Source organism: Psychrobacter sp. SZ93C1 (assembly GCF_015864635.1).
Classification (GTDB): Bacteria; Pseudomonadota; Gammaproteobacteria; order Pseudomonadales; family Moraxellaceae; genus Psychrobacter; species Psychrobacter fozii.
In genome coordinates this window covers 95228-118038 of record NZ_JADYWY010000002.1, presented here as the reverse complement: position 1 = coordinate 118038, position 22811 = coordinate 95228, and the positions used below count along the sequence as shown (strand labels likewise).

The 22811-nt window shown below is 42.6% G+C and carries 18 protein-coding genes; 8 read left to right on the top strand and 10 right to left on the bottom strand.

Annotated elements, in window-relative coordinates; genetic code table 11:
* Positions 1–129 precede the first annotated feature (129 nt).
* Entirely contained in the window at positions 130–1827 is a 1698-nt protein-coding gene (locus I6E83_RS03420; protein WP_197099986.1) for an ATPase, read from the bottom strand.
* A 237-nt stretch (positions 1828–2064) separates the two neighbouring features.
* On the opposite strand from I6E83_RS03420, the gene I6E83_RS03415 reads away from it, so the two are divergent.
* The 4 genes from I6E83_RS03415 to I6E83_RS03400 all read left to right on the top strand — a co-directional run bounded on the left by I6E83_RS03415 (position 2065) and on the right by I6E83_RS03400 (position 6510).
* Positions 2065–2778: an FFLEELY motif protein gene (locus tag I6E83_RS03415; RefSeq protein WP_197099985.1), complete on the top strand. Its 714-nt coding sequence runs from the start codon at positions 2065–2067 to the stop codon at positions 2776–2778.
* Positions 2779–3174: 396 nt separating this feature from the next.
* Entirely contained in the window at positions 3175–3990 is an 816-nt protein-coding gene (ubiE, locus tag I6E83_RS03410; protein ID WP_413787047.1) for a bifunctional demethylmenaquinone methyltransferase/2-methoxy-6-polyprenyl-1,4-benzoquinol methylase UbiE, read from the top strand.
* Between the two features lie 101 nt (positions 3991–4091).
* On the top strand, positions 4092–4796 hold the full coding sequence (locus tag I6E83_RS03405) for an SCP2 domain-containing protein (protein WP_197099984.1): 705 nt from the start codon (positions 4092–4094) through the stop codon (positions 4794–4796).
* Between the two features lie 52 nt (positions 4797–4848).
* A complete protein-coding gene (locus I6E83_RS03400) occupies positions 4849–6510 on the top strand; it encodes an ABC1 kinase family protein (protein WP_197099983.1) in 1662 nt (553 codons plus the stop codon).
* A 127-nt stretch (positions 6511–6637) separates the two neighbouring features.
* On the opposite strand, the gene ruvB is transcribed toward I6E83_RS03400, so the two are convergent.
* The 5 genes from ruvB to I6E83_RS03375 all read right to left on the bottom strand — a co-directional run bounded on the left by ruvB (position 6638) and on the right by I6E83_RS03375 (position 11831).
* Positions 6638–7618: a Holliday junction branch migration DNA helicase RuvB gene (gene ruvB, locus I6E83_RS03395; RefSeq protein ID WP_110922844.1), complete on the bottom strand. Its 981-nt coding sequence runs from the start codon at positions 7616–7618 to the stop codon at positions 6638–6640.
* 175 nt (positions 7619–7793) lie between these two features.
* On the bottom strand, positions 7794–8417 hold the full coding sequence (gene ruvA, locus I6E83_RS03390) for a Holliday junction branch migration protein RuvA (RefSeq protein WP_197099982.1): 624 nt from the start codon (positions 8415–8417) through the stop codon (positions 7794–7796).
* A gap of 97 nt (positions 8418–8514) precedes the next feature.
* Complete coding sequence (gene fba / locus I6E83_RS03385) at positions 8515–9552, bottom strand: class II fructose-bisphosphate aldolase (protein ID WP_197099981.1); 1038 nt, start codon at positions 9550–9552, stop codon at positions 8515–8517.
* A 454-nt stretch (positions 9553–10006) separates the two neighbouring features.
* A complete protein-coding gene (locus tag I6E83_RS03380) occupies positions 10007–10372 on the bottom strand; it encodes a hypothetical protein (RefSeq protein WP_197099980.1) in 366 nt (121 codons plus the stop codon).
* Positions 10373–10628: 256 nt separating this feature from the next.
* The gene (locus tag I6E83_RS03375) at positions 10629–11831 is read right to left on the bottom strand and encodes a phosphoglycerate kinase (protein ID WP_110922625.1); all 1203 of its coding nucleotides are present in this window, start codon (positions 11829–11831) and stop codon (positions 10629–10631) included.
* 388 nt (positions 11832–12219) lie between these two features.
* Between I6E83_RS03375 and I6E83_RS03370 the strand changes: the two genes are divergently transcribed.
* On the top strand, positions 12220–12549 hold the full coding sequence (locus I6E83_RS03370) for a TraR/DksA C4-type zinc finger protein (protein ID WP_197099979.1): 330 nt from the start codon (positions 12220–12222) through the stop codon (positions 12547–12549).
* 29 nt (positions 12550–12578) lie between these two features.
* Here I6E83_RS03370 and I6E83_RS03365 read toward each other — a convergent pair whose 3' ends face one another.
* Positions 12579–13247 carry a thiamine phosphate synthase gene (locus I6E83_RS03365; protein WP_197099978.1) on the bottom strand — a complete coding sequence of 223 codons (669 nt, stop codon included), beginning with the start codon at positions 13245–13247 and terminating at the stop codon, positions 12579–12581.
* An 81-nt stretch (positions 13248–13328) separates the two neighbouring features.
* Positions 13329–14390: a serine hydrolase gene (locus I6E83_RS03360; protein ID WP_197099977.1), complete on the bottom strand. Its 1062-nt coding sequence runs from the start codon at positions 14388–14390 to the stop codon at positions 13329–13331.
* Between the two features lie 413 nt (positions 14391–14803).
* On the opposite strand from I6E83_RS03360, the gene I6E83_RS03355 reads away from it, so the two are divergent.
* From I6E83_RS03355 to I6E83_RS03345, 3 genes are all read left to right on the top strand, one after another.
* Positions 14804–15439 (top strand): response regulator, encoded by a 636-nt coding sequence (locus I6E83_RS03355; RefSeq protein ID WP_110922621.1) that lies wholly within the window; start codon positions 14804–14806, stop codon positions 15437–15439.
* 36 nt (positions 15440–15475) lie between these two features.
* Positions 15476–17233 carry a sensor histidine kinase gene (locus I6E83_RS03350; protein WP_197099976.1) on the top strand — a complete coding sequence of 586 codons (1758 nt, stop codon included), beginning with the start codon at positions 15476–15478 and terminating at the stop codon, positions 17231–17233.
* Between the two features lie 230 nt (positions 17234–17463).
* Entirely contained in the window at positions 17464–19128 is a 1665-nt protein-coding gene (locus tag I6E83_RS03345) for a sigma-54-dependent transcriptional regulator (protein WP_197099975.1), read from the top strand.
* A 174-nt stretch (positions 19129–19302) separates the two neighbouring features.
* On the opposite strand, the gene I6E83_RS03340 is transcribed toward I6E83_RS03345, so the two are convergent.
* Positions 19303–20784: a S41 family peptidase gene (locus I6E83_RS03340; RefSeq protein WP_197099974.1), complete on the bottom strand. Its 1482-nt coding sequence runs from the start codon at positions 20782–20784 to the stop codon at positions 19303–19305.
* Between the two features lie 247 nt (positions 20785–21031).
* Positions 21032–22690, bottom strand: a complete 1659-nt coding sequence (gpmI, locus tag I6E83_RS03335; RefSeq protein ID WP_197099973.1) for a 2,3-bisphosphoglycerate-independent phosphoglycerate mutase — start codon at positions 22688–22690, stop codon at positions 21032–21034.
* Positions 22691–22811: the final 121 nt, after the last annotated feature.

The following is a 22811-nucleotide window of genomic DNA, read 5'->3' as shown; positions in this document are numbered from 1 at the left end:
CATAATGCATGATGATATTGCGAGATTTGTAACTGCCAGTATTTGAGCGATACAACTCTATTATTTATGGCTGACTATAGTCGATTCAATTTAAAAGTGATACAAGTTAACCAAGTATAAAAACAAGTACTAGCTATCATATGCTGATGATAACTGCTCAATAGCATGATCTAGCACGTCCAATCGTGCTTGGCGCTTTTCATTAGTAGCGATGACACACCAAGGGGCATTTTTGGTATCTGTGTACGCCAACATATCAGCGGCAGATTGCACATAATCAGACCATTTATCACGGTTCCGCCAATCATCATCCGTTAGTTTGAATTGTTTGTGAGGTGTCTCTTGACGCTCTTCAAAACGTTTAAGCTGCTCTTTTTTGTCAATTGCGAGCCAGTACTTAATAACTATCGTGCCTGCGCTGACTAGGTCCGCTTCAAAACGATTGATCTCACCATAAGCGCGCTGCCACTCATCACGCGTTGCAAACCCTTCGATACGCTCAACCAGTACACGCCCATACCAAGTCCGATCAAATATGGCGACACGACTGATATGATCGGTTTGCTCATTAGGCAGTCTCGTCCAAAAGCGCCATAAGTAAGGATGTTGCAGCTCATACAGCATTGGCGCGCTAATGTTATAAACTTGATACTCACGTGGATCGAGCGACGCGACCAACCTTTTAATTGCCCCACCTTTGCCAGCCGCATCCATGCCTTCAAAGGCAAATACCACATGCCGACCATTGCGCGCGCGTAGCAATTCAGCAAAACGCGCTTGCTTCTCTGCCAATGCTTTTCGGTAGTCAGACTTATCTATGTCTACATCAACGATGCGCTTTAATTGCTTCGGTATTTTTACTGATTTAAACGCTTCTAACTCTAGCGCTGTTTTTGTCTGGTCATTAGATTCTGATTTATCGGATGAGGTTTGCTTTTTAGCCGTCTCAGTCGAGCTTGCTTTACTACTCACTAGTGCCGTTTGCATCGCATGTAGCACTTCATGACAAAAGTGATCGGCCGCTTGTGATTTATCATCACCATCGATAATGATCCAGTCATCTTGCTGTCGTAGTAAGGCTGCGGCCACTTCATTGAATTTTTCGATAACCTTTTGACTATTCCAGTCAATTTGATATAAAAAATGTGGATCAGCTTCTTTGTCGTTCAGCCGTGATTGTAGGGTTTCGATATCGACATGAAACCAGCACTTTAATAGTCTAGTTTGGTTAGCAACGAGATCTTGTTCAAAGGCTTGTAGCTTGATGAGTTGCTGCTCTAGATATACTTGCCATTTAGCGATAGGCAGCGATTTTTCACCTTTCAAACTTTTACTTTTTGACTGCTTGCTTTTTGACTGTTCATTATCACTGTCTAATGTCGCCATTCGCATAGCATTGTAGAGCAAATCGGCGTACCAGTTCCCGAAATACACCATCACGTCACCATGACGTGGCATCATGTGGGTATGTGCTTGCCAAATAGGCTGAGACGCCAATGGACGAGAACCTATCGTAGCCTCAACTTTAAGCAACCTAGGATCAACCCATTCTCGCAGCTGCTTAACCGCCGTGCCTTTACCTGCCTGCTCCATCCCATTGACTAATACTAATAAACCTGTTGGCTTATTGAGAGTGGGCGGTGTTTGCTGCCGCGTAGCTCGTAGAGCGTATTGAGCGGTAACCAAGGCCAGTCTCAGCGAATCTGTATCCATAGAAAACTGACTGAGGGGATTGGGTGTCAGACGCTGATCGACAACCTGCTCACTAAATTGCGCACTGACTGACTCTGGTGCGGTTGGTTCAGTCGTATTACTTTTTTTACTCATAACCAAAATCATCCTATGATTTAAAACGCATTTTTTTAATCATAGCATTCGATTAATCGAGTAAATAACGATGCTATGTAACAGTTTGACATTTGTATTCTACTTTATTTTCTTTTATTGTGAACACAATCTTGGATACATGGTTTAATAACTGTCTATCAGTGTAAGACACTAAGTATAAATTATCAGTTTGATTATATTTTTTACCACTTTTACTTATTTGTAGGTTTACGTACTATGGCCGCTTTAGCCGATTTACAACAGCATTTGACACGTTTTTGGGCGCTGCCCTATCATGAGGATTTGGCATTAGATGCCAGGCTCAAAGACGTACAGTCATGGCAACAAACGCGGATTAAACACACGCACAGCGACCTCTTTGAACAGCCAAAAAACCAGCTGATGGCAGATTATTTTCTGACGCAATTATATGGTGGTGACGAGTTCAAATTACTGGCTAAGCAGTTAGCACGCATTCTACCCAAAGCTCAAAAACTTGAGCGCCTAGCTAAAGAGTCTGCGTTAGAAGCAGGTAGCATGGGTATCCAAGCGGCAATTTTAGCGATTGAACTAGATTTGCATTTGGCGCAGTGGTTGCTTGCTGAAGCGTTACCAGTCAACGAAGACAATATGCTTGCTGCATATCGTGCTGTCGATGAAGCTGATGAGCGCCGAGTACAGATTCGCAACCTGAAAGAGGTTTGCTACCGTACTGACAAACACTTAAACTCGTTTATGCTCAAAAAAGCCTTTGCCCTAGCGAAAGGCACTGCGTATCGCTACAATTTCCAACCACTTTACGACTTTATTGATACAGGATTTAAAGCCATGAAGCCGCTCAAAAGCGTGAGTGATTTTATCGAGCCTTTTTGTGAGCGTGAGCTGATAATTATTGACCAAGTCCATGACACGGATAATGGCGGTAAGCCAATGACGTTTGGTGTATCATAGGATACATAATACACCTGAGTCACCGCCATCTTATATCTCTTAGAAATAAAATCATAAAATGAATGATAGGACAACACCATGACCGATACTGCAAATAATAAAAATACGCATCTCAACCAACCAACGACAACCAACGGTCATTTACAAGATCAGCTGGTAAAAGATAGTATCGCCAACAATCAAAGCATCACAGCCCAAGTCCTAGCAGCACAAACTGCTAACGTAGAGACTCTGCCAACAGCCAATGTGAAAACACACAGTAATAGTGTAAAAAGCAATGACTTCACCCAAGTCCAAGACTTACCGACTGGAACACCACAAGGCCAACAAACCACTATGCCAACCAATGACACCATCGATAACACCCATAGCAAAGTAGAAAGTGTCTCTGCAAAGATAGAAGCCGCCAAACAAACGCTTTTTAATCAGCGTGATGACATCAACAATCCACATACCTCTGATACTGATGGCGAAGAAGAAACACATTTTGGTTATAAAACAGTCAACAAAGCAGAAAAGCAGGCGCGCGTGGCTGATGTCTTTACCTCTGTCGCCAAAAAATACGACATTATGAATGACCTAATGTCTTTCGGTATCCATCGTCTATGGAAGCGTTATGCAATAAGCCTATCAGGTGTGCGTTCAGGCCAGCATGTGCTTGATATCGCGGGCGGTACTGGGGATTTGGCCAAAGTCTTTAGCCGTGAAGTCGGTAGAAATGGTCACGTAGTATTATCTGATATCAACGCGGCCATGTTAGAAGTAGGTCGTGAGCGTCTGATCAATGCGGGCTGTAATAATGTTGATTTCGTATTGGCCAATGCTGAGACACTTGCGCCTTTTGATGATGAAAGCTTTGACTTAGTGACCATTAGCTTTGGTCTGCGTAATGTCACAGACAAAGATGCCGCGTTAAAAGCCATGTACCGCGTGTTGAAGCCGGGCGGTCGTTTGTTGATACTAGAGTTTTCAAAACCTGTCTTTGAGCCATTATCAAAAGCGTATGACCTATACTCTTTTACCGCACTACCATTAATGGGTAAAATCATCGCCAACGATTCAGAAAGCTATAAGTATTTAGCAGAATCGATTCGCATGCACCCTGATCAGCAAACGCTGAAACAAATGATGCAACAAGCGGGCTTTGAAAATTGTGATTATCATAATTTAACTGCTGGTATCGTTGCTGTACATCGTGGCTTTAAAGCATAACGATAAAGTACGATTAGTAAGACCTTATTGAGCCTAACACGACCATACTATGCGCTGATGCAGCTAATGCAGAGGCGCTTATTTAACGATGCGAGAGCCTTATGCTGACTGTCCTCCTATTAGCTAGTGCAGAAAAGCTGATCAACCTTGCCATTGCTAGTGATGAGATTACCAAAGCAGGTCTAGCACCACTTGCTGGAAAAGTGTTAAGACTGAATATGGGCATGCCTGAAATCAATCTAGATGTGCTGTTTACTAATGAGCGTTTACGCTTTGAACCTGTCACGACCGATAGCGTATTTGAGCCAAGTGGTCAGATGAATGAACGCCAAAAAGCCAGTATGGAACGGGCACGTCTGGGTCACAGTCAACCAGACTGTACCATTACCGTAGAAAACCCTGCTCAACTGCTCAACCTGATGCGTGGCACTGAAGGTAATCTACCTATCGCTGGTGACTATAAAGTGCTAATGCAGCTCAAACAGTTAGTCGCAGGCTTTGATCCTGATGTTGCCGGACAACTTGAGCCATTCATTGGTAAACCAATGGCGAGTCAGTTGCATCTGCTTATCTCGCAGCTCAAAGGTAGCTGGCGTCATGGTGCTAAGCGAGCTTTTAACGATGTCAGTGATTGGGCAAATGACGTAGCTAGTAATAGCGCTCCTAATCCTGCTGAGACGGCAGAAGTAAATGACCTCAAGCAACAACTCCTAAAGCTACGTGCTGATGTCGAACGTGAAGAGGCCAAACTCGCAGCTGTCAAGGATGAACAAGTACGCTTCCTTAATAACTCATTTCATCAATAGAAAAGCACTACGCCTACCCTATTTCTGACTTTATTTAGAGTACATATATCACATGCTATTATCTCATCGCGCCCGTTTATTTGAGCTTTGGCGTATTGCCGCTACGTATCGCATTGATACCTATTTTTCGGTCGAAGACGCACCGCAGCTGCAACCTTTAGCACGTCTAATCCGTATGCATCCAGCTGCTTGGGGTAAAAAACATCAACCAAATGCGATTAAATATGCGCTTGAAGATATGGGCACGCTGTTTTTAAAACTTGGACAGCTGCTCTCTACGCGTCGTGATTTAGTGCCACCTGAGATTATTGAGCAACTGGTTCAGCTACAAGACAAGGTCAAACCGTTTGATGCTGAGATTGCTATTGCACAAATTCAAGATAATAAAAACGGTCTTGGACAATCCATCCAAACCTTGTTTGCACGCTTTGACATCAAACCACTGGCCGCCGCTTCTATCGCTCAAGTTCATACTGCTGCCCTACATGATGGCCGTGAAGTCGTCGTAAAGGTGGTTCGTCCCGATATCCGTACCACCATTGTTGCTGACTTTGAGCTACTACGTGAGTTAGCCAACTGGGCGTCTGCTCGCATCGAAGCGGCACGTGCTGTACATATTATTGATATTGTCGAAGACTATCGGCAAGTCATGCTTAACGAGCTAGATTTAACCCTTGAAGCAGACAATACTACCCAAATGCGCAATAACTTCTTGGGTTCAGCGTTGATGTATGTACCTGAAGTTTATGATGCTGCCAAAAATGTGATGGTGATGGAGCGTATTCAAGGCGTTCCCATCTCGCAGGTTGAGGTTTTTGACCAACTTGGTTATGACCGTGCGGCACTGGCCAAAAAAGGCTTGACGATATTTTTTACCCAAGTATTTCGTGATAACTTCTTTCATGCTGATATGCATCCGGGTAATGTATTCGTAGAGACGCCGCCAGTTCAAACACTACATGCAGGTATGGCAGCGGTCGATTTAGGTCATGAGCCACGTTATATCGGTCTAGATTGTGCCATCATGGGCACTTTATCAAAAGACGATCAACTTATTGTCGCGCGTATGCTGCTGGCAGTCATGAATGACAACTTTACGGCAATGGTTGATATTGTAAGCCGAGCAGGTTGGATACCACCAAATACTGACAGGCATGCTTTGATGCGCGATATGAAGCGCACCGTTGGGCCAATGCTAAAAAAATCCATTAATGATATCGACTTTGCTGGTGTCTTAATGCAGATTCTAGATATTGCACGCCGTCATCATATGAGCATTCCGCCGCAACTCATGCTCCTACTTAAAACATTGGTACATGTCGAAGGATTGGGTCGCGACTTATATCCTGATCTTGATATCTGGTCACTTGCCAAGCCAATTTTAAGCAGTTGGATCAAAGAGCAGCTAGACCCTATGCGTAACTTACAACAGCTACGTCAGCAATTACCCGAGATCTTACTGTCTACCACTGATATTCCCAAATTACTAGACCAAGGCTTACAAAGCCTTGCCTCACAAGGATCACGTCAAGACAGTCAATTACGTGAAATACAGCAAATTCGTGCTGACATGCTCAATGACCGTCGCCGTGACTGGTTGGCACTGGCGGGGTTTGCTATATTTATCGCTATTGCTACGCAAGTCATCGTCTGGCTATCACCTATATTTTATATACTGGCTGTCTTGGTAGTTGTTTGGCGAATTTTAGCTTAAAGACCAGCTTTATCTTTTATTTACTTAGTTCAGAAAAAGCCTCGTAACTTTAGACTCAAACAAAGAAATGCGCCTGCTTTTAATGAGAAGCAGGCGCATTTCTTATGCTAAATACTGAATCTGAGTACTATAGCATTTGGTCAATCGCCATTTGGGTCAATACGCGACCACGTGCCGTACGCAGCACATAGCCTTGCTGAATTAAATATGGCTCAATCACATCTTCAAGCGTGCCCCTATCCTCCGCCATGGCTGCGGCCACCGCTTCAACACCAGCAGGCCCTCCATCAAAACGCTCATGTAATATTTCGATATAGCGTCTGTCTAAATGATCGAGACCTCGTCTATCAACGGCCAGCATATCTAGCGCACTGCCTGCAATCGCACCATTGATACTGCCATCACCTCTTACTTCAGCATAATCACGAACACGGCGTAGCAATCGATTGGCTATCCTCGGTGTACCACGTGCCCTACGGGCAATCTCGACTGCGCCATCCTCACTCATAGGCACACGCATCAAACGTGCTGCTCGACTGACAATCGTCGTTAGGTCAGCGATATTATAGAACTCTAATCGTTGTACAATACCAAAGCGATCACGTAGTGGTGACGTCAACAGCCCTGCTCTGGTGGTCGCTGCGACCAAGGTAAACGGAGGCAGATCAAGCTTGATAGAACGAGCAGCAGGCCCTTCACCAATCATAATATCTAGCTGAAAATCTTCCATTGCTGGATATAATATTTCCTCAATAACCGAGCTCAATCGATGAATCTCATCAATAAAGAGTACATCACCCTCCTCTAAATTGGTCAGCATGGCTGCCAAATCACCTGGACGCTCAAGCACTGGCCCTGAGGTCGAGCGCAAATTACCGCCCATTTCACGAGCAATAATATTAGCAAGCGTGGTTTTACCTAGACCTGGCGGGCCAAAAATAAGGGTATGATCTAACGCTTCTTTACGGCCTCGCGCTGCACCAATAAACACTTCCATCTGCTCACGTACGACCGGCTGGCCAATGTATTCAGCCAATAGTGCTGGTCGAATATTGGAATCAGGAGCATCCCCTGCCCCTTCTAGCGGATTAATCAAACGATCTTGCATCATAGTTTTTATCATTATATTAAAAAATTAGGTAATAAATAGCATAACCAAACGCCACCTATAAGTCATGCAAAACATCAAAAGTTATCTGCCAAAACGAAAATAAGCGACAATTAATGTCGCTTATTTGTTTAATACTTTCTGATACAACTATTAATAGCAACAGCAGCTAAAATTACTTAAACGTTGATAGCTGCTGTAACGTGGCTTTTAACAACCCTTGCGTATCTGCAAAGACATCACCGTTACTCTTAGCAGCTTTAATGGCTAGCTGGGCTTCTTTTTCTTTATAGCCCAAGCTAATCAAAGCGCCTTCTACTTCAGCGATGATATTGTCTTCGGCAGAAATCTCAGCAGGCTGAATAGCGAATTCTAAATTACTATTATCCACTTCAATATTTTTCAGCTTGTCTTTTAGTTCAATCAGCAAACGTTGCGCAGTTTTTTTACCGATACCTGGAATACGAGTCAGAGCTGTCTCCGAATCCTGCTCAACGTGCATTTTGAGCTCAGCTGCCGACATCGCTGATAACATAGCCAAGGCCATTTTTGCCCCAACGCCATTGATTTTAATCAACTGACGAAAAACATCTCGCTCTTTGCGATCAATGAAGCCATAGAGCAGCTGCGCATCTTCACGCACATGGAAATGCGTCCAAATACTTGCCTGCTCATTTAGATGTAGCTGACAAAATGAAGGCAGTGGCAGTTCAATATCATAACCAACACCAGAGGTAGTCATGATACAAGCGGTTGGTGCCATTAAATATTGCACTTGTCCGGTAATCAATCCAATCATCACTCACTACCTCTTACATAAGCCATCGTATAAAGAATATCAGTATAAAGAACATTAGCTGCCATGTTATTGTTCGCGACTTTTCACCAGACAAATTTTACTGGTAAAAATTCACCATACCTTCAAGGCTAGTTGGACGAATTTTATGCGCTTGACCTGCAGAACCGAAAGCTTCAAAACGATTGGTACAGATGTCCGACATTGCGACCATAGATGCTTTGAAGTATTTACGTGGATCAAACTCGCTCGGGTTTTCTGCAAGAAATTTACGAATAGCACCTGTAGAGGCCAAGCGTAAATCTGTATCGATATTAACCTTACGGACACCATGCTTAATCGCTTCAACGATTTGCTCCACAGGTACACCATAAGTCTCACCAATATTACCACCATTTTCATTGATGACTTTTAGCCACTCTTGCGGTACTGATGACGAGCCATGCATGACCAAATGAGTGTTAGGAATACGGGCATGAATCTCTTTTACACGTTCAATAGACAGGATATCACCTGTAGGTGGACGCGTGAATTTATACGCACCGTGGCTCGTACCGATAGCAATAGCTAGCGCATCGACGTCGGTGTCTTTCACGAACTGTTCAGCTTCGTCAGCACTGGTCAATAGTTGCTCATGATCCAATACACCTTCCGCACCAGAGCCGTCTTCTTCGCCTGCCATACCAGTCTCAAGACTACCCAAGCAACCGATTTCGCCTTCTACAGACACACCGCAAGCATGTGCCATCTTAACGACTTCACGAGTAACGCTAGCATTATAATCATAATCCATCGGCGTCTTACCATCTTCGCCAAGCGAGCCGTCCATCATCACTGATGAAAAGCCAAGCTGGATTGAACGTTGGCAAATCGCTGGTGACATGCCATGATCTTGATGCATAACGACTGGAATATGTGGCCACTCTTCAATAGCAGCGATAATCAAATGACGCAAAAATGCTGACCCTGCATAACTACGTGCGCCTGCGCTGGCTTGGACGATAACAGGTGAGTCACAGGCATCTGCAGCCATCATAATTGCACGCATCTGCTCTAGGTTGTTGACGTTGAAGGCAGGAACACCATAGCTGTGTTCAGCGGCATGATCTAGAAGTTGACGTAAAGATATTAAGGCCATAAAGCGCTCTCTGATTGAGTTTTGAATAGTATTTTAAAAATAGCTCTTGAAATGATGGCTTTAAAAGCCATTAGCAAAAAGCATTGCTTGATAACAGTAACAGCACTGCCAATCAGCATAATCGTTAATCATTTCAGGACAATGAATACGCGATGATTATAACAAAAATTGCTCTGTCTTCGTAGTCGTTGCCTGACTATTTGTTTATATGTTTAGTCTATGCTTTATTTTAGCGAATTCTGCAAGTAGTCAGCTCATGTATTGGTTTCTATAAAAAATTTAAGTTAATCATAAAAATGCAAAAAGCCTTGGTAATCACCAAGGCTTCTCTAACATATCATGAGGGCTTATAATACAAAAATCTATGTTCGTAACTAACCTATTGATTTATTCAATCAATAGCGCGTCAATAAGTCAGTAATGAAGCGACCTATTACTTAGCTTGTTACTTAACTTAGTACTGTTGCTCAGCGTCAACAGCGATGTCGTCTGCACCTTCAGCAACAGCAGTAGCGCCTTCAGATACCGCAGAAGCAGTACCTTCAACGACAGTACTAGTACCTTCAGCGATAGCATCACCAGTGTTTTGCAATGCATCTGTAGCAGCTGCACCAGCAGTTTCTGCGCCTTCGGTAACTTCAGTACCAGCGTCTTGAGCAGCCGTTTCAGCGTCAGCAGCAGTCGCTTCAGTTTCAGCAGAAATGTCGTCAGCAGCAGACTCAGTAGTCGCTTCAGCGTTTTCTTCTGTCTGTTGGCTACATGCAGTAACTGCAAAAGTACCAGCAAGTACGCTAGCAAGTAACAAATGACGTTTTAACATAATAAACCTCTCGTAAATAAGACATGTCAAAATACATGGTGGCACTATTTTATAGAGTGCAAATGAGACATGCAATAATAATTTTAAGTATATAGATAAATAATAATGACTTAATAATCAACGGCTATTGCTTATAACTGATCTGAAGACAGACTAAAAAAGCGATAGCCATCACATTATGTCGATAGCCTACATGAGATACTTAGCTCTAGTTGTACGTCTAATGTTAACAAACGGCTAGGTAACATCGACTTAATTAAGCGTCAATTTGCAGAGCAGCAACCGCTGGAAGCACCTTACCTTCTACAAATTCCAAAAACGCACCGCCGCCCGTTGACATATAGCTGACACCATCAGCAATTTGATATTTATCGATGGCTGCTAATGTATCGCCACCACCAGCAATTGAAAAGCCTTGGCTGGCTTTAACAGCATTTGCCACTATATGCGTACCTTGGCCGAAAGCATCTACTTCAAACACACCCACTGGGCCGTTCCACAAGATCGTTTTTGCATTGATAATCGCATCGGCAAGCTGCTTTGCGCTCTCTGGTGCAATGTCCAATATCATGTCATCGTCACCAATCGCATCAACAGACTTAATCGTTGCGGCTGCCTTTTGCAGTGAGCCAGTAAAGTCAGCGAAGTCGATATCATTTTTATCAGCGACTACGACGTACTCAGGTAATAAAATCTCAGTTTTACTCATGATGTCACGAGCCGTCTCTACTAAATCTGCTTCATACAATGACGCACCAACACTATGACCTTGAGCCGCCAAGAAAGTATTGGCAATACCGCCACCAACAATAATCTGTGTGCATACTTCTGCCAAACTGTGCAAAACTTCTAATTTCGTTGATACCTTTGAGCCGCCGACAATAGCTAACATCGGCTGAGCTGGTGTCTCAAGCGCTAGGCTCAGTGCATCAAGTTCAGCAGCTAATAGAGGGCCTGCACAAACTGTTTTGCCTGCTTGACGCATGGCTTGAGTAACACCTTCTGTCGATGCTTGCGCACGATGTGCCGTACCAAAAGCATCCATCACAAACACATCGCATAAATCTGCGTATTTTTTTGCTAAAGCGGCATCGTTTTTCTTTTCGCCTTCATTGAAACGCACGTTTTCTAGCAGTACAACTTCACCAGCTTTGATAGAAGCACCTTGCGTCAAATAATCACGATTCAAGCTCACTGGCGCTGCTAATTTTTCGCTTAAATAGTCAGCAACAGGCGCTAATGAATATATTGCTTCAGGGTTGCCTTCAGTCGGACGTCCTAGATGTGAGCAAACGATAACAGCAGCGCCTTTTTCTAGTGCCATCTTTATAGTAGGTAGGCTTGCTTGCAGACGAGCAGCACTCGTAACTTTACCATTTTTGATAGGTACGTTTAGATCTTCTCGAACTAACACGACTTTATCCGTCAAGCTCAGCTCACTCATACGCAAAAAATTCATTACCTGCTCCTATGCATCAATCTATTGGTTAATTTACGATTACTATTGCTATGACATGTGTTATGACATGATTTTTATAAAAGAAGTTGACCAACTGTTGTCTATATTGATCTTCATATTCTTGAGTTGAGCTTTACCTTTGTGATAATTTTTTATATTTGTTATTCGATTATCAACATATCTGTTTAGGCAAAAATTAACGGCGGTGCATTCTACCAGTTTTCTTTCAAAAGCTCATACGGAACTTGCCAAAAAATTGACTGTTATTCTTTGAATCTTATTATTTGGCTCTTATTAAAGGCCCAGTAACATTTTGTGGTGGTACTTAACCGTCAGCATCTCTACGATAGAAGTGTGGATAATAAAAATAAACTATTAGGAGAATATAATGACCATCAACTTAGATATTGCCAAACAGAATCTCTTAACATTAAAAAACGAGTATGAGACTCGAATCGATAAAATTGAAGACCATATTCAAAACCCACAAGATGATCTCAATGAGCACTGGGACGACCAAGCCATCTCATACCGTCAAAATGACATGCGCAAAAACCTCATGGGCGAAGCTCGTCAAAGTTTAATTTATGTAGACAATGCCTTAAGCCGTATTGAAAACGGTACTTATGGCGAGTGTGAGGTATGCGGCAAGCCAATCGAAATACAACGCTTAGAAGCCCTACCGTACGCCACACTGTGTATGGAACATGCTAAATAAGCATTTGGCTTCTATTTTCAATAAATAGACTATAAAGCAGGTTTTTCCCACTCAGAAAATACCTGCTGCCATTGGTGGCAACGTTCAGCGATTTGTGCGACTGGTAAATCCATAATATCGCCTACTACCGCGACATATTTAATAGGCAACCCCGCTAGAGTCGAAACATTTTCAGCCGTTAGACCACCTATCACGCACATGTCTATGCCTTGCTGACAACCAGTAACAAGCTGGTCATGAGATACAATATAAGCATTTGGTTTAGTTGTAGAAGTAAAGACTGCACCCATTGCAGCGTAACTTGCGCCATCACTTTTTGCTTCTTTAACTAATGCTGAGTCACGATGACAAGTACGGCCGATAATCTGATTCGGTGCTAAAGTCTGTTTAGCATCACTAACATTGCCATCTTTTTGACCCAGATGCACACCGACACCCAGCTTCGCTGCTAAGCCAATATCATCATTTATGACAACTGGAACCTTGTACACATTGGCCAAATCAACGATCTGTAGCGCCTCATCATATAGTTGCGAGTCACCATCGGGTAATGCGAGTATCTTCTTGCGCCTGATTTGTAGTAGCGCAATTAAGCCAGTTGCTAATGCTGCTTCTAACTTTTGATAGAGAAGCGAAAACTCATCGTCGTTGGTCAACAAGTATAGCTTTGGCGTTAAAAAATTTGATGACTGGATCATACAATGTGTCCTTAATATTCACACAATAAAAAAGCTGTTATATCACATAACAGCTTTTTTATAAGTACCAAACCAATAAGCTTACACTGTACGACGTGTCGCTAAACTGTTAAGAATATTTTTGGCATCACCCCAACGCGTGGCTGAGCTGTTCGCCCCTAAGATCACGATAATCGCTGGGCGGTTATTGACACGAGTTTCCATTACTACGCAACGACCCGCTTCGTTGATGAACCCTGTTTTTGAGATACCGATTGGATAACTGCCATCACGAACCAAACTACTGGTGTTATTGGCTTTATAGGTACGGTTACCACTGGAGTAGTTTGAGACAAAAAAGTCATAGCTCTTAGTGGTAGAGAAACGACGAATCACATCGTAGTTACCAGCAGCACGTACCATTTTTACAAGATCTTTTGGAGAAGCGACGTTGCGCTTATCAAGTCCTGTTGGGTCACCGAAGAAAGCGGTCGTCATGCCTAAGTCTTGAGCCTTACGGTTCATCGCTCGCATAAAGGCACTATAACCACCTGGATAGTTACGCGCTAGACTTTTTGCAGCCGGATTTTCTGATTTCATCAATGCCATTAATAAAATTTCAGCACGATTCATGCGATCGCCAGACTTTAGCTTCGAGCTTGCACGCTTAGGACCGACGAAATCTTCTGGATCAAGGGTAATCTCTTCACGCATGTCGAGACCAGCATCAAGTACAACCATGGCAGTCATTACTTTAGTAATACTGGCCATCGGACGCGCAACATCAGCATCTTTTTCATAAATAGACTCGCCAGTCTCGGCATCAATGACAGCGACACTACGAGAGTCAGTGCTGATAGGAATCATATCACTACTACCGAATGCACCGCGGTAAGTGGTATTGTAACTATTACTGCTACTACCAAAACTATTAGAAGTCGTTGTACCAGAACCATTATCAACTTTTTTGATAGTAGAGCTGTTAGACTTGTACATGATATTACGTGCTTCAGATAGACTGTCCGCACCGCCCCAACTCATGCGGGCACTAGAACCGTTGTCAGCGCTACCATTAATCGTAAGTGCGGCTTGTGCAGCACTGCCCAAACTCAATGAAATCATAGCAGCGATTAATTGCTGTTTGGTTAATGGTAGTTGCTTCATTATGCCCCCTGCTGTCGTTATCACGCCAGTTATACACTGCCTGACGCCACAAACGTACGTAGCCTTTATGGATGTGTTTATGAGTACTCATATAGAGTTTTTGTATTTTTAGTGTATCATGGATTGCATTTAAGTTTAATCTATCAAACTGATTTAGTAGTTTATTTTGACCTAATTCAAATTTCGCTACAACCACTTGATACTATAGAAACAATGCTTCACATTTCAGAAACATATGTTCATCGTGCATAAAGCAACCGTTTATATTTCGTTATATTGCGCAGCGATAACGACACAATATGTTAGCAGTATATGATGTTTTCAGAACTAAAAATGGTTCAGATGACTTGAAACTACTTGTCATTTAACATCAGTCAACACCTTCATTCTGACAAATAATAAAGAGTATCGTTATGATTAAAGTATTGGTAGTAGATGATCATGATTTGGTGAGAATGGGTATTAGCCGTATGTTATCAGACAGTATCGACATCGAAGTCATCGGTGAAGCTGATAGTGGCGATATGGCTATTAAACTGGCTAAACATCTGCGCCCTGACGTGATATTACTTGATGTCAACATGCCTAATATCGGTGGTCTCGAAGCAACCAAACGCTTAATTCAGCTTGATATAGGCGTTAAAATACTAGCCGTCAGTAGTATGTCCGCACAGCCCTATCCTTCAATGCTCATCAAAGCAGGTGTCAATGGTTACATCACTAAAGGTACACCACTTGATGAGATGATAAGAGCGGTCAAAAAAATCTATCAAGGCGGACGCTATTTCAGTCAAGATGTTGCTGAACAATTGGCCGATGTTCTATTATCAGACAATGCCAACTCACCGTTTGAATTGTTAAGTGACCGTGAAAAGCAAGTAGCTATGATGGTAGTTAACTGTCAAAGTCCTCAACAAATAGCCGATCAGCTATTCGTCAGTGTTAAAACCATCAATACGTACCGCTATCGTATTTACGAAAAAGTCGGTGTGGATAGTGATGTTAAATTGACTCATTTGGCCATTCGCCACGGTCTTATCCAACCATAAGTCACTTAACCCTTCTTTCTTTGCCATGGTCAATTTATGAAGCCTGCTATTACGCATTATTTGCATCAAGATGAAACCCTTCCGCTGATACAGTTACGCAGATTAGGGCTGATCTATAGTAGTTACCGCTTCATCGTTGGCCTATTTTCTATGTTGATGGTGTATATCACTGCTCAGACTGGCAATATCGTCTCTCTACCAAGCTTTTTGCAACAAACCGTCCTCAGCTTTTATATTTTACTGAGTTTAATCCTGCTAGGACTGTTTTATGTCGTACACAAAAAGATGCGACGTCAACTAGCCTTTGGCTTGGTCTTAGACGTTACTATATTAAGCTTGTTGCTTTACACAGCTGGCGCGCCTGATTTACAGTTAACCATGCTGTACATGGTAGTAGTCGCAGCGAGTTTTATGCTATTACACAGTTCACAAGCACTAATCATTACGCTACTTGCTATTATCTTTGTCATTTATCAGCAATTTTTTTATGCCATTGCTAATAGTATGAATTTGGCCAATTTAGGTAATGCTTTACTCATGTCTGCCAGCTTTTTGGCAGTTGGTGGATTAAGTTGGTCGATCTCCTATCGCTTAGTACAGCTAGAAAAAGTAGCCGCGAGTCATGCCAAAGAAGTAGCGAGACTGAATGTCATCAATCAAGAAGTCATCACGCAAATGGCTAATGGTGTCATTGTCATCGACAAACAGCATGTCGTATTAGCCAATCTTGCCGCTCATCAATTACTTAGCCTTCCCTATAATGCATCAATAACATTGCCAAGCGTATCTGACGAAGCAGATATTAGTACACGACATGATAGCTACACCGAACTATTAACCGACTTTGAGCAACAGCTTAGCAAACAACATACGCAGCTCTTGCATGCCTGTTTGTCAGTATCAGCGGGGCAATCTTGCACCTTTACGTACGACCTGCCTGCAGTCGCAAATGCTTCTATATTTGGTAAGCTACGCGTACATATCATTCCACTAACGGATGGTAGCAAGCTAATAATGCTAGAAGATTTACGCCGTGAGCAAGCCAGTGCTCAACAGTTAAAGCTGGCATCTCTAGGACAATTGACCGCCAGTATCGCTCACGAAATAAGAAATCCTTTAGCGGCTATTTCTCAGGCCAGTCAGCTATTAATGGAAGATGTGATAGAGATCGAGGAAAGAAATACCACAAATGGAAGCACAGCGGTTAGTAACTCAAATGATGACCTGTCCGGTAATTATGAGCTTTATAAGATGATATTTGCGCAAACCAAGCGCGTCAATCGTATTATAGAAGATGTATTAAAACTGTCGCGTCAGCAAGCAGCCAGTCAACAATCGATCGTATTGGCTGAGTGGATGCCAACATTTTTAGAAAATTATTTTCAAGGACATGACATTTTTTTACGAGTAAAAACGCAACCTACCATATCATTCGACACTCATCAATTAGAGCAAGTTTTGATTAATTTAATCAATAATGGTCTACGTTACAGTAGCTACGCTCACCCTCATGCTTATGTAGAAATCGAGATTTATTGTGCCGACAACGATGTTATAATCGATGTTTTAGACGATGGTGCTGGCGTAAGTACTGAAAGTTTAGAACATTTATTCAATCCGTTCTTTACTACAGATCAGGCAGGTACAGGCTTAGGACTGTACCTATCACAAGCATTTTGTGAGGCCAATCAGACTCGTTTGCTTTATATCCCTGAGCATAAGAAAACATGCTTTCGCTTGATAGCGCCTTCTGCCAATGCTAGTACGTATGGCACAATGCATAAAACAACGTGAATAAGAACGTTTTGTGAGTAGCAGTCTTATCCTGTGGTAAATTTTTACCATTGGGTTATGTTGATTTTAAAGTTTACTATTTATTTTTTTAATTCTATATGGTCGGTTTAAGATAATTCAAATACAAAAAATGCGAGAGAAAGTCCTACAAACAGTAGACTGAACGCTCCTGACATCGTACCTGAATTATATAGGACAGACTATGGATATTGAACACAATGAGATAATGTATGACAACAACCGCGCTAGTCGTCGATGATGAAGTAGATTTGTGCCGATTAATGCAAATTACTTTGACCAAAATGGGCATCAAAAGTGATGTCGCATATACGTTGTCACAAGCAAGATCATTCTGGAAAGACAATGACTATGACTTTTGCTTGACCGACTTAAACCTCCCTGATGGGTCAGGGTTAGAGTTAGTGAAGGAAATAAGTGACAGCTCTAGCACTCCAATAGCGGTTATTACCGCCCACGGCAGTATGGATCTAGCGATCGAGGCACTCAAACTTGGTGCTTTTGATTTCGTTAATAAACCACTTGAGCTGCCACGCTTACGCCAACTGGTCGAAAATGCCTTGAAGGTTATACACCAAGACAATGTAGCAAGTGCTACACCTGAATCCTCACCTGAGCAAAAGATGTTAGACAGCAGGCTTATCGGTAATTCTGCCGTGATGCATCCTCTGAAAAAAACTATTTTAAAACTGGCACGCTCACAAGCGCCTGTTTTTTTATCAGGCGCATCGGGTACAGGTAAAGAAGTGGTTGCCAGACTGATTCATGATCTGAGCCCGCGACGAGATGGTAGCTTTGTGCCAGTCAACTGCGGTGCTATACCTTCAGAGCTCATGGAGTCAGAGTTTTTTGGTCACAAAAAAGGCAGCTTTACTGGTGCCGTCGCTGATAAACAAGGACTGTTCCAACAAGCAAACGGTGGCACGTTATTTTTAGACGAGGTAGCAGACTTACCGCTCGCAATGCAGGTAAAACTACTGCGTGCCATTCAAGAAAAAACAGTAAGAGCCATCGGTGATACTAAGGAAGTGCCAGTAGACATTCGCATTTTGTCCGCGACCCATAAAGACCTAAGTCAACTGGTACAAGATGGCGCATTTCGACAAGATTTGTACTACCGTATCAATGTGATTGAACTAAAGCTCCCTACTCTAAATGCACGTCGTGACGACATACCTGTTTTAGCTGAGCATTTTTTGGCAATGATTACTAATGAATGGCAGTTAGAGACGCCACCATCCTTGACCAATGAGGCTTGCGAGCGCTTGCAACATCATGACTTTGCTGGCAACGTCCGTGAGCTACGCAACATCCTTGAGCGTGCCGTGACCCTAGCAGAAACCTCACAAATCGACGTCAATCACTTAGGTCTTACAGATATTGATGTCAGTCATGCTCAAATACCAGAACCTGAGTTAAACGATAAGACAGTGGGTGCAACGCTAGAAGCAGGTGAAAAAAGTATACAACCAACACATGAAGCAATAGCACCGCAGATACAACAAGTACCAACCAACCTGCACCCTTATCGCACTAGCACTCAGCACTTCCCTGCAATGAGACAGCGCTCATCAGTTAATCAAACAGAAATATTCAATTCCACAACAGCTCCTAGCGACGAAGAGTTCATCGAACCTGACTCTACCCAGCAAGAAGGCAATGTAAAGGTCAATCTAAGCGAGTTATCTGATGGCCAACTGCCCGTTCAAGGGCTAGAAACTTACTTGCAAGAGCAAGAAAAGCAACTGATTATTACTGCGCTCAAAAAAACCGGATGGAACAAAACTCAGGCTGCTGAACTATTAGGTACGACTTTTCGCTCTTTGCGCTACCGCATGAAAAAGTTAGAAATATCTGAGGATGAGTCTGAATCATAAACCTTTATATATTTGATTCAATTTAAAAGAGAGTCAAGGCAACCGAGTGCAGATGTATATGTGATACTTCAAGCGAGGTTAACGCTGTCACTCTTTTATAGAGGATTGACTATAGTGATGATTTGACTCTATAGCCTACCTATAATGAGTAACGCTTAGCCAGTTGCCTTCGGTCTATAGCGCCTTGTTATTTTCAGTAGGCTTTCGAACAAAACGAATACCTGAACCTAACTTTTGTGCTTGTAGTATCTCGAGTGCCTGCTGCTCCCATGTGCCCTCATTGCCTGATAATGTGACATCAGGCTTTACACCGATACCATCTATCTTTTTGCCTGATGCTGTCATATAGTTAGCAACTGTCAATTTAACGGCTTGCTCATCATTGAGCGGGATAACTGACTGTACAGATCCCTTACCATAGCTGATCTCACCAGCAATAGTGGCTCGCTTTTGTGCTTGTAAACTACTGGCCAACACCTCTGCTGCTGATGCCGAATATCTATTTTGTAAAACAACGACTGGCAGTGATTCGAATAATGCCGCACCTTGAGTCGATAGAGTCCGTGTGTCACTTTGACGAGCTTTTACTTGTACCACATCAGTATCAGTCATGAATAAACTGGCAACGCTCACCGCTGACGTTAATACACCACCTGGATTGTCACGCATGTCTAACAAAATACCAGATACGGGTGCCTCTAAATCAATCAAGCTTTCCAATAATTTTTCACGGCTGTTATTTTGAAAAGCAGGCAACTTAATAACGGCAATACCATTGATGAGCTTTGCTTCAACGACTTGAGGGTGACTATTATTACGCTGTAAGGTAGTGGTATGTTTACGGCGACCAGCTCTCGAGGTTACGATATCCACTTGCGTCCCCGCAATCCCTGTCAGGAGTTGCTTGATATCGTTACTTTCTTTATTAGCATCCAGCTTAAGATCGCCAATTTGATGTAAATAATCACCAACAGCGATGTCCTTTTTATCAGCAGGTGAGTCATCATCGATGTCTGTAACTACCCAGTAGCCAGCCACAGGTTGATAAGTAACTTTGATACCGACATCGCCCACATCACCTTCTGTAAAAGCACGTAGGTTTTCGTAAGCCTCAGCATCTAAAAACTCAGCATGACTGTCAAGCTTGGTCAGCATACCACTCATCGCATTACTAAATAGCTCTTCATCATTCACCGTATCTACATATTCACGGCGCACTAAATCCACTACTGCGACAAACGTTTTAAGCGTCTCTGGAGAAATGGCATTCAGTGATACTTGTGCAACGTCAGACGGAATACTGGTATCGATATCATTCGTATCGTCAGTTAAAGCACTTTCATCTGGCACACTATCTATTGAGTCATCCGCATCGTCTGCAGCTTCAAGCATATCAGCAATATCTGCTAAATTATTAGTGTCATTTTCGGCAACTATCTCATCATCATTTAAACTGATAAGTTGTAGGTTGGCTGTAGGGTTACGTGCATCGTTCTCAGGCAATATTGCTGCCTGTGCATACACACTAAAAGTGCTAAGTCCCAGTAAACCTATCATTAATACAGGCTTAAAAAAAGTCGGCGTGGCAGGTAGCTTCAGCGTTGGTTTACCCAATCGCTTAGAGACAGACGATCGCACAGAATAGATAAGATGCATAAGACAACTCGTTTAAATAATAGAATGTACAACGTTATTATTATAGATATATTTATTAAACATGCCTCATAACATAACATCAAGCGCATGCTTAAAACTAGAATAGTATTGCAAATAACTTAGGCAAAATGTATCAAAAAAAGGAAAGATATTAGATATCTTTCCTTTTCTAGTGTCTAGCAACTTTAGTTTCTCACAACGACAATCTGCTATCAGAATACGAAGGCTAAAATCTTTCAATCATCAATTACGATACTGGTAATAATAAGCTCTCACCCGTCATTTCAATTGGTGCTTCGATATTCATCAGTGCCAAAATAGTCGGTGCGATATCGCTCAGCTTACCGCCATGACGCACTTTTAATTTTTTGTCACCAACATAAATAAAAGGTACCAGCTCAGTGGTATGTTGAGTATGTACTTGACCGCTGTCATAATCCTGCATCTGCTCACAGTTACCATGATCGGCCGTGATTAACATATCCCCTCCAGCGGCTCGCACTGCAGTCGCAACACGACCCACACATACATCCAACGCCTCTACCGCTTGTACAGCAGCATTAAAGATACCCGTATGTCCAACCATATCACCATTGGCATAATTGACGACCAGCACGTCATATTTACCAGATTCAATCGCTTCTACCAACTTATCTGTCACTTCAGGCGCACTCATTTCAGGCTGCAAATCATAAGTGGCAACATTTGGAGAAGGCACTAAAATACGTGTCTCACCGTTGTACTCATCCTCACGGCCACCACTAAAGAAAAATGTCACGTGAGCATATTTTTCGGTCTCGGCGATACGCAGCTGTGTCTTACCTTGATCTTGCAGATATTCACCAAGAGTATTGGTCAATGACGTTGGGTAATACGCGATGCTAGTCTTTGAGTTATCCGCTAAAATGTCTGAATATTTGGTCAGCATCACAAAAGCTGCCAATCTAGGTTGTTTATTACGTGCAAATCCAGAAAACTCATGATCCGGTAGTACAAATGCTTGTGCAAGTTCACGGGCACGGTCAGAACGGAAATTCATAAAAATTAAGGCATCATTGTCATCGACCGTGTATGGCACTTCATCACGTCCGATTACGGTAGTAGGACTGATAAACTCATCTGTCTCACGTGCTTTATAAGCGGCTTGTACCGCACCATCGGCTCGGGTCGACAAGCGATCAGCCTTACCTTCCGTAATAAGCTCATAAGCCTTTTGTACGCGATCCCAACGATTGTCACGATCCATCGCATAATAACGTCCGATAATACTCGCAATCTGTACTCGACCACCTTCATAATGCTCATTGAGCTTACCGATATGTGTACGTAAACGATTGATGTACTTATCGGCAGATTTTGGTGGTGTATCACGGCCGTCTAGGAAGCAATGAACAAAGACATTTTTGGCGCCATGGACAAGTGCTGAATGGCACATCGCCTCGATATGGTCTTGATGAGAATGCACACCACCATCCGACAACAGCCCCATAATATGCACGTTGCCACCAAGCTCGTTTGCCGCTTTTACGGCATTTACTAGTGCTTCATTTTTATAAAACTCACGATTACTCACTTCACTTGAGATACGAGTTGAGTCTTGATAAAGAACACGGCCAGCACCCAAGTTCATATGCCCAACTTCTGAGTTACCAAATTGACCGTCTGGCAAACCAACGTCTTCTCCTGAAGCAGATATCAATCCGTGTGAATACTGCTGATAAATCTTATCAAGATTTGGCATATCGGCAGCAGCAATTGCATTGTCCTTATCGTCTTCACGATGTCCAAAACCATCTAATATCATTAAGACATGCGGTGTTTTTTTATTGTTATCACTGTCTTTTTTATTATTGAGTTGAGCCTGACTATCGTTGATAAATTCTGATTGTTGGTGATTATGGGTCATGAATTACCGCTCCTCAAGTGAATGAACGCCTATGATGCTGTATTAGGATGTTTAAAGCCCTCTATATTAACACACATCTCAAAATAGCTGAAAAATCGCTATTTTTAACTAGTAATTAAGC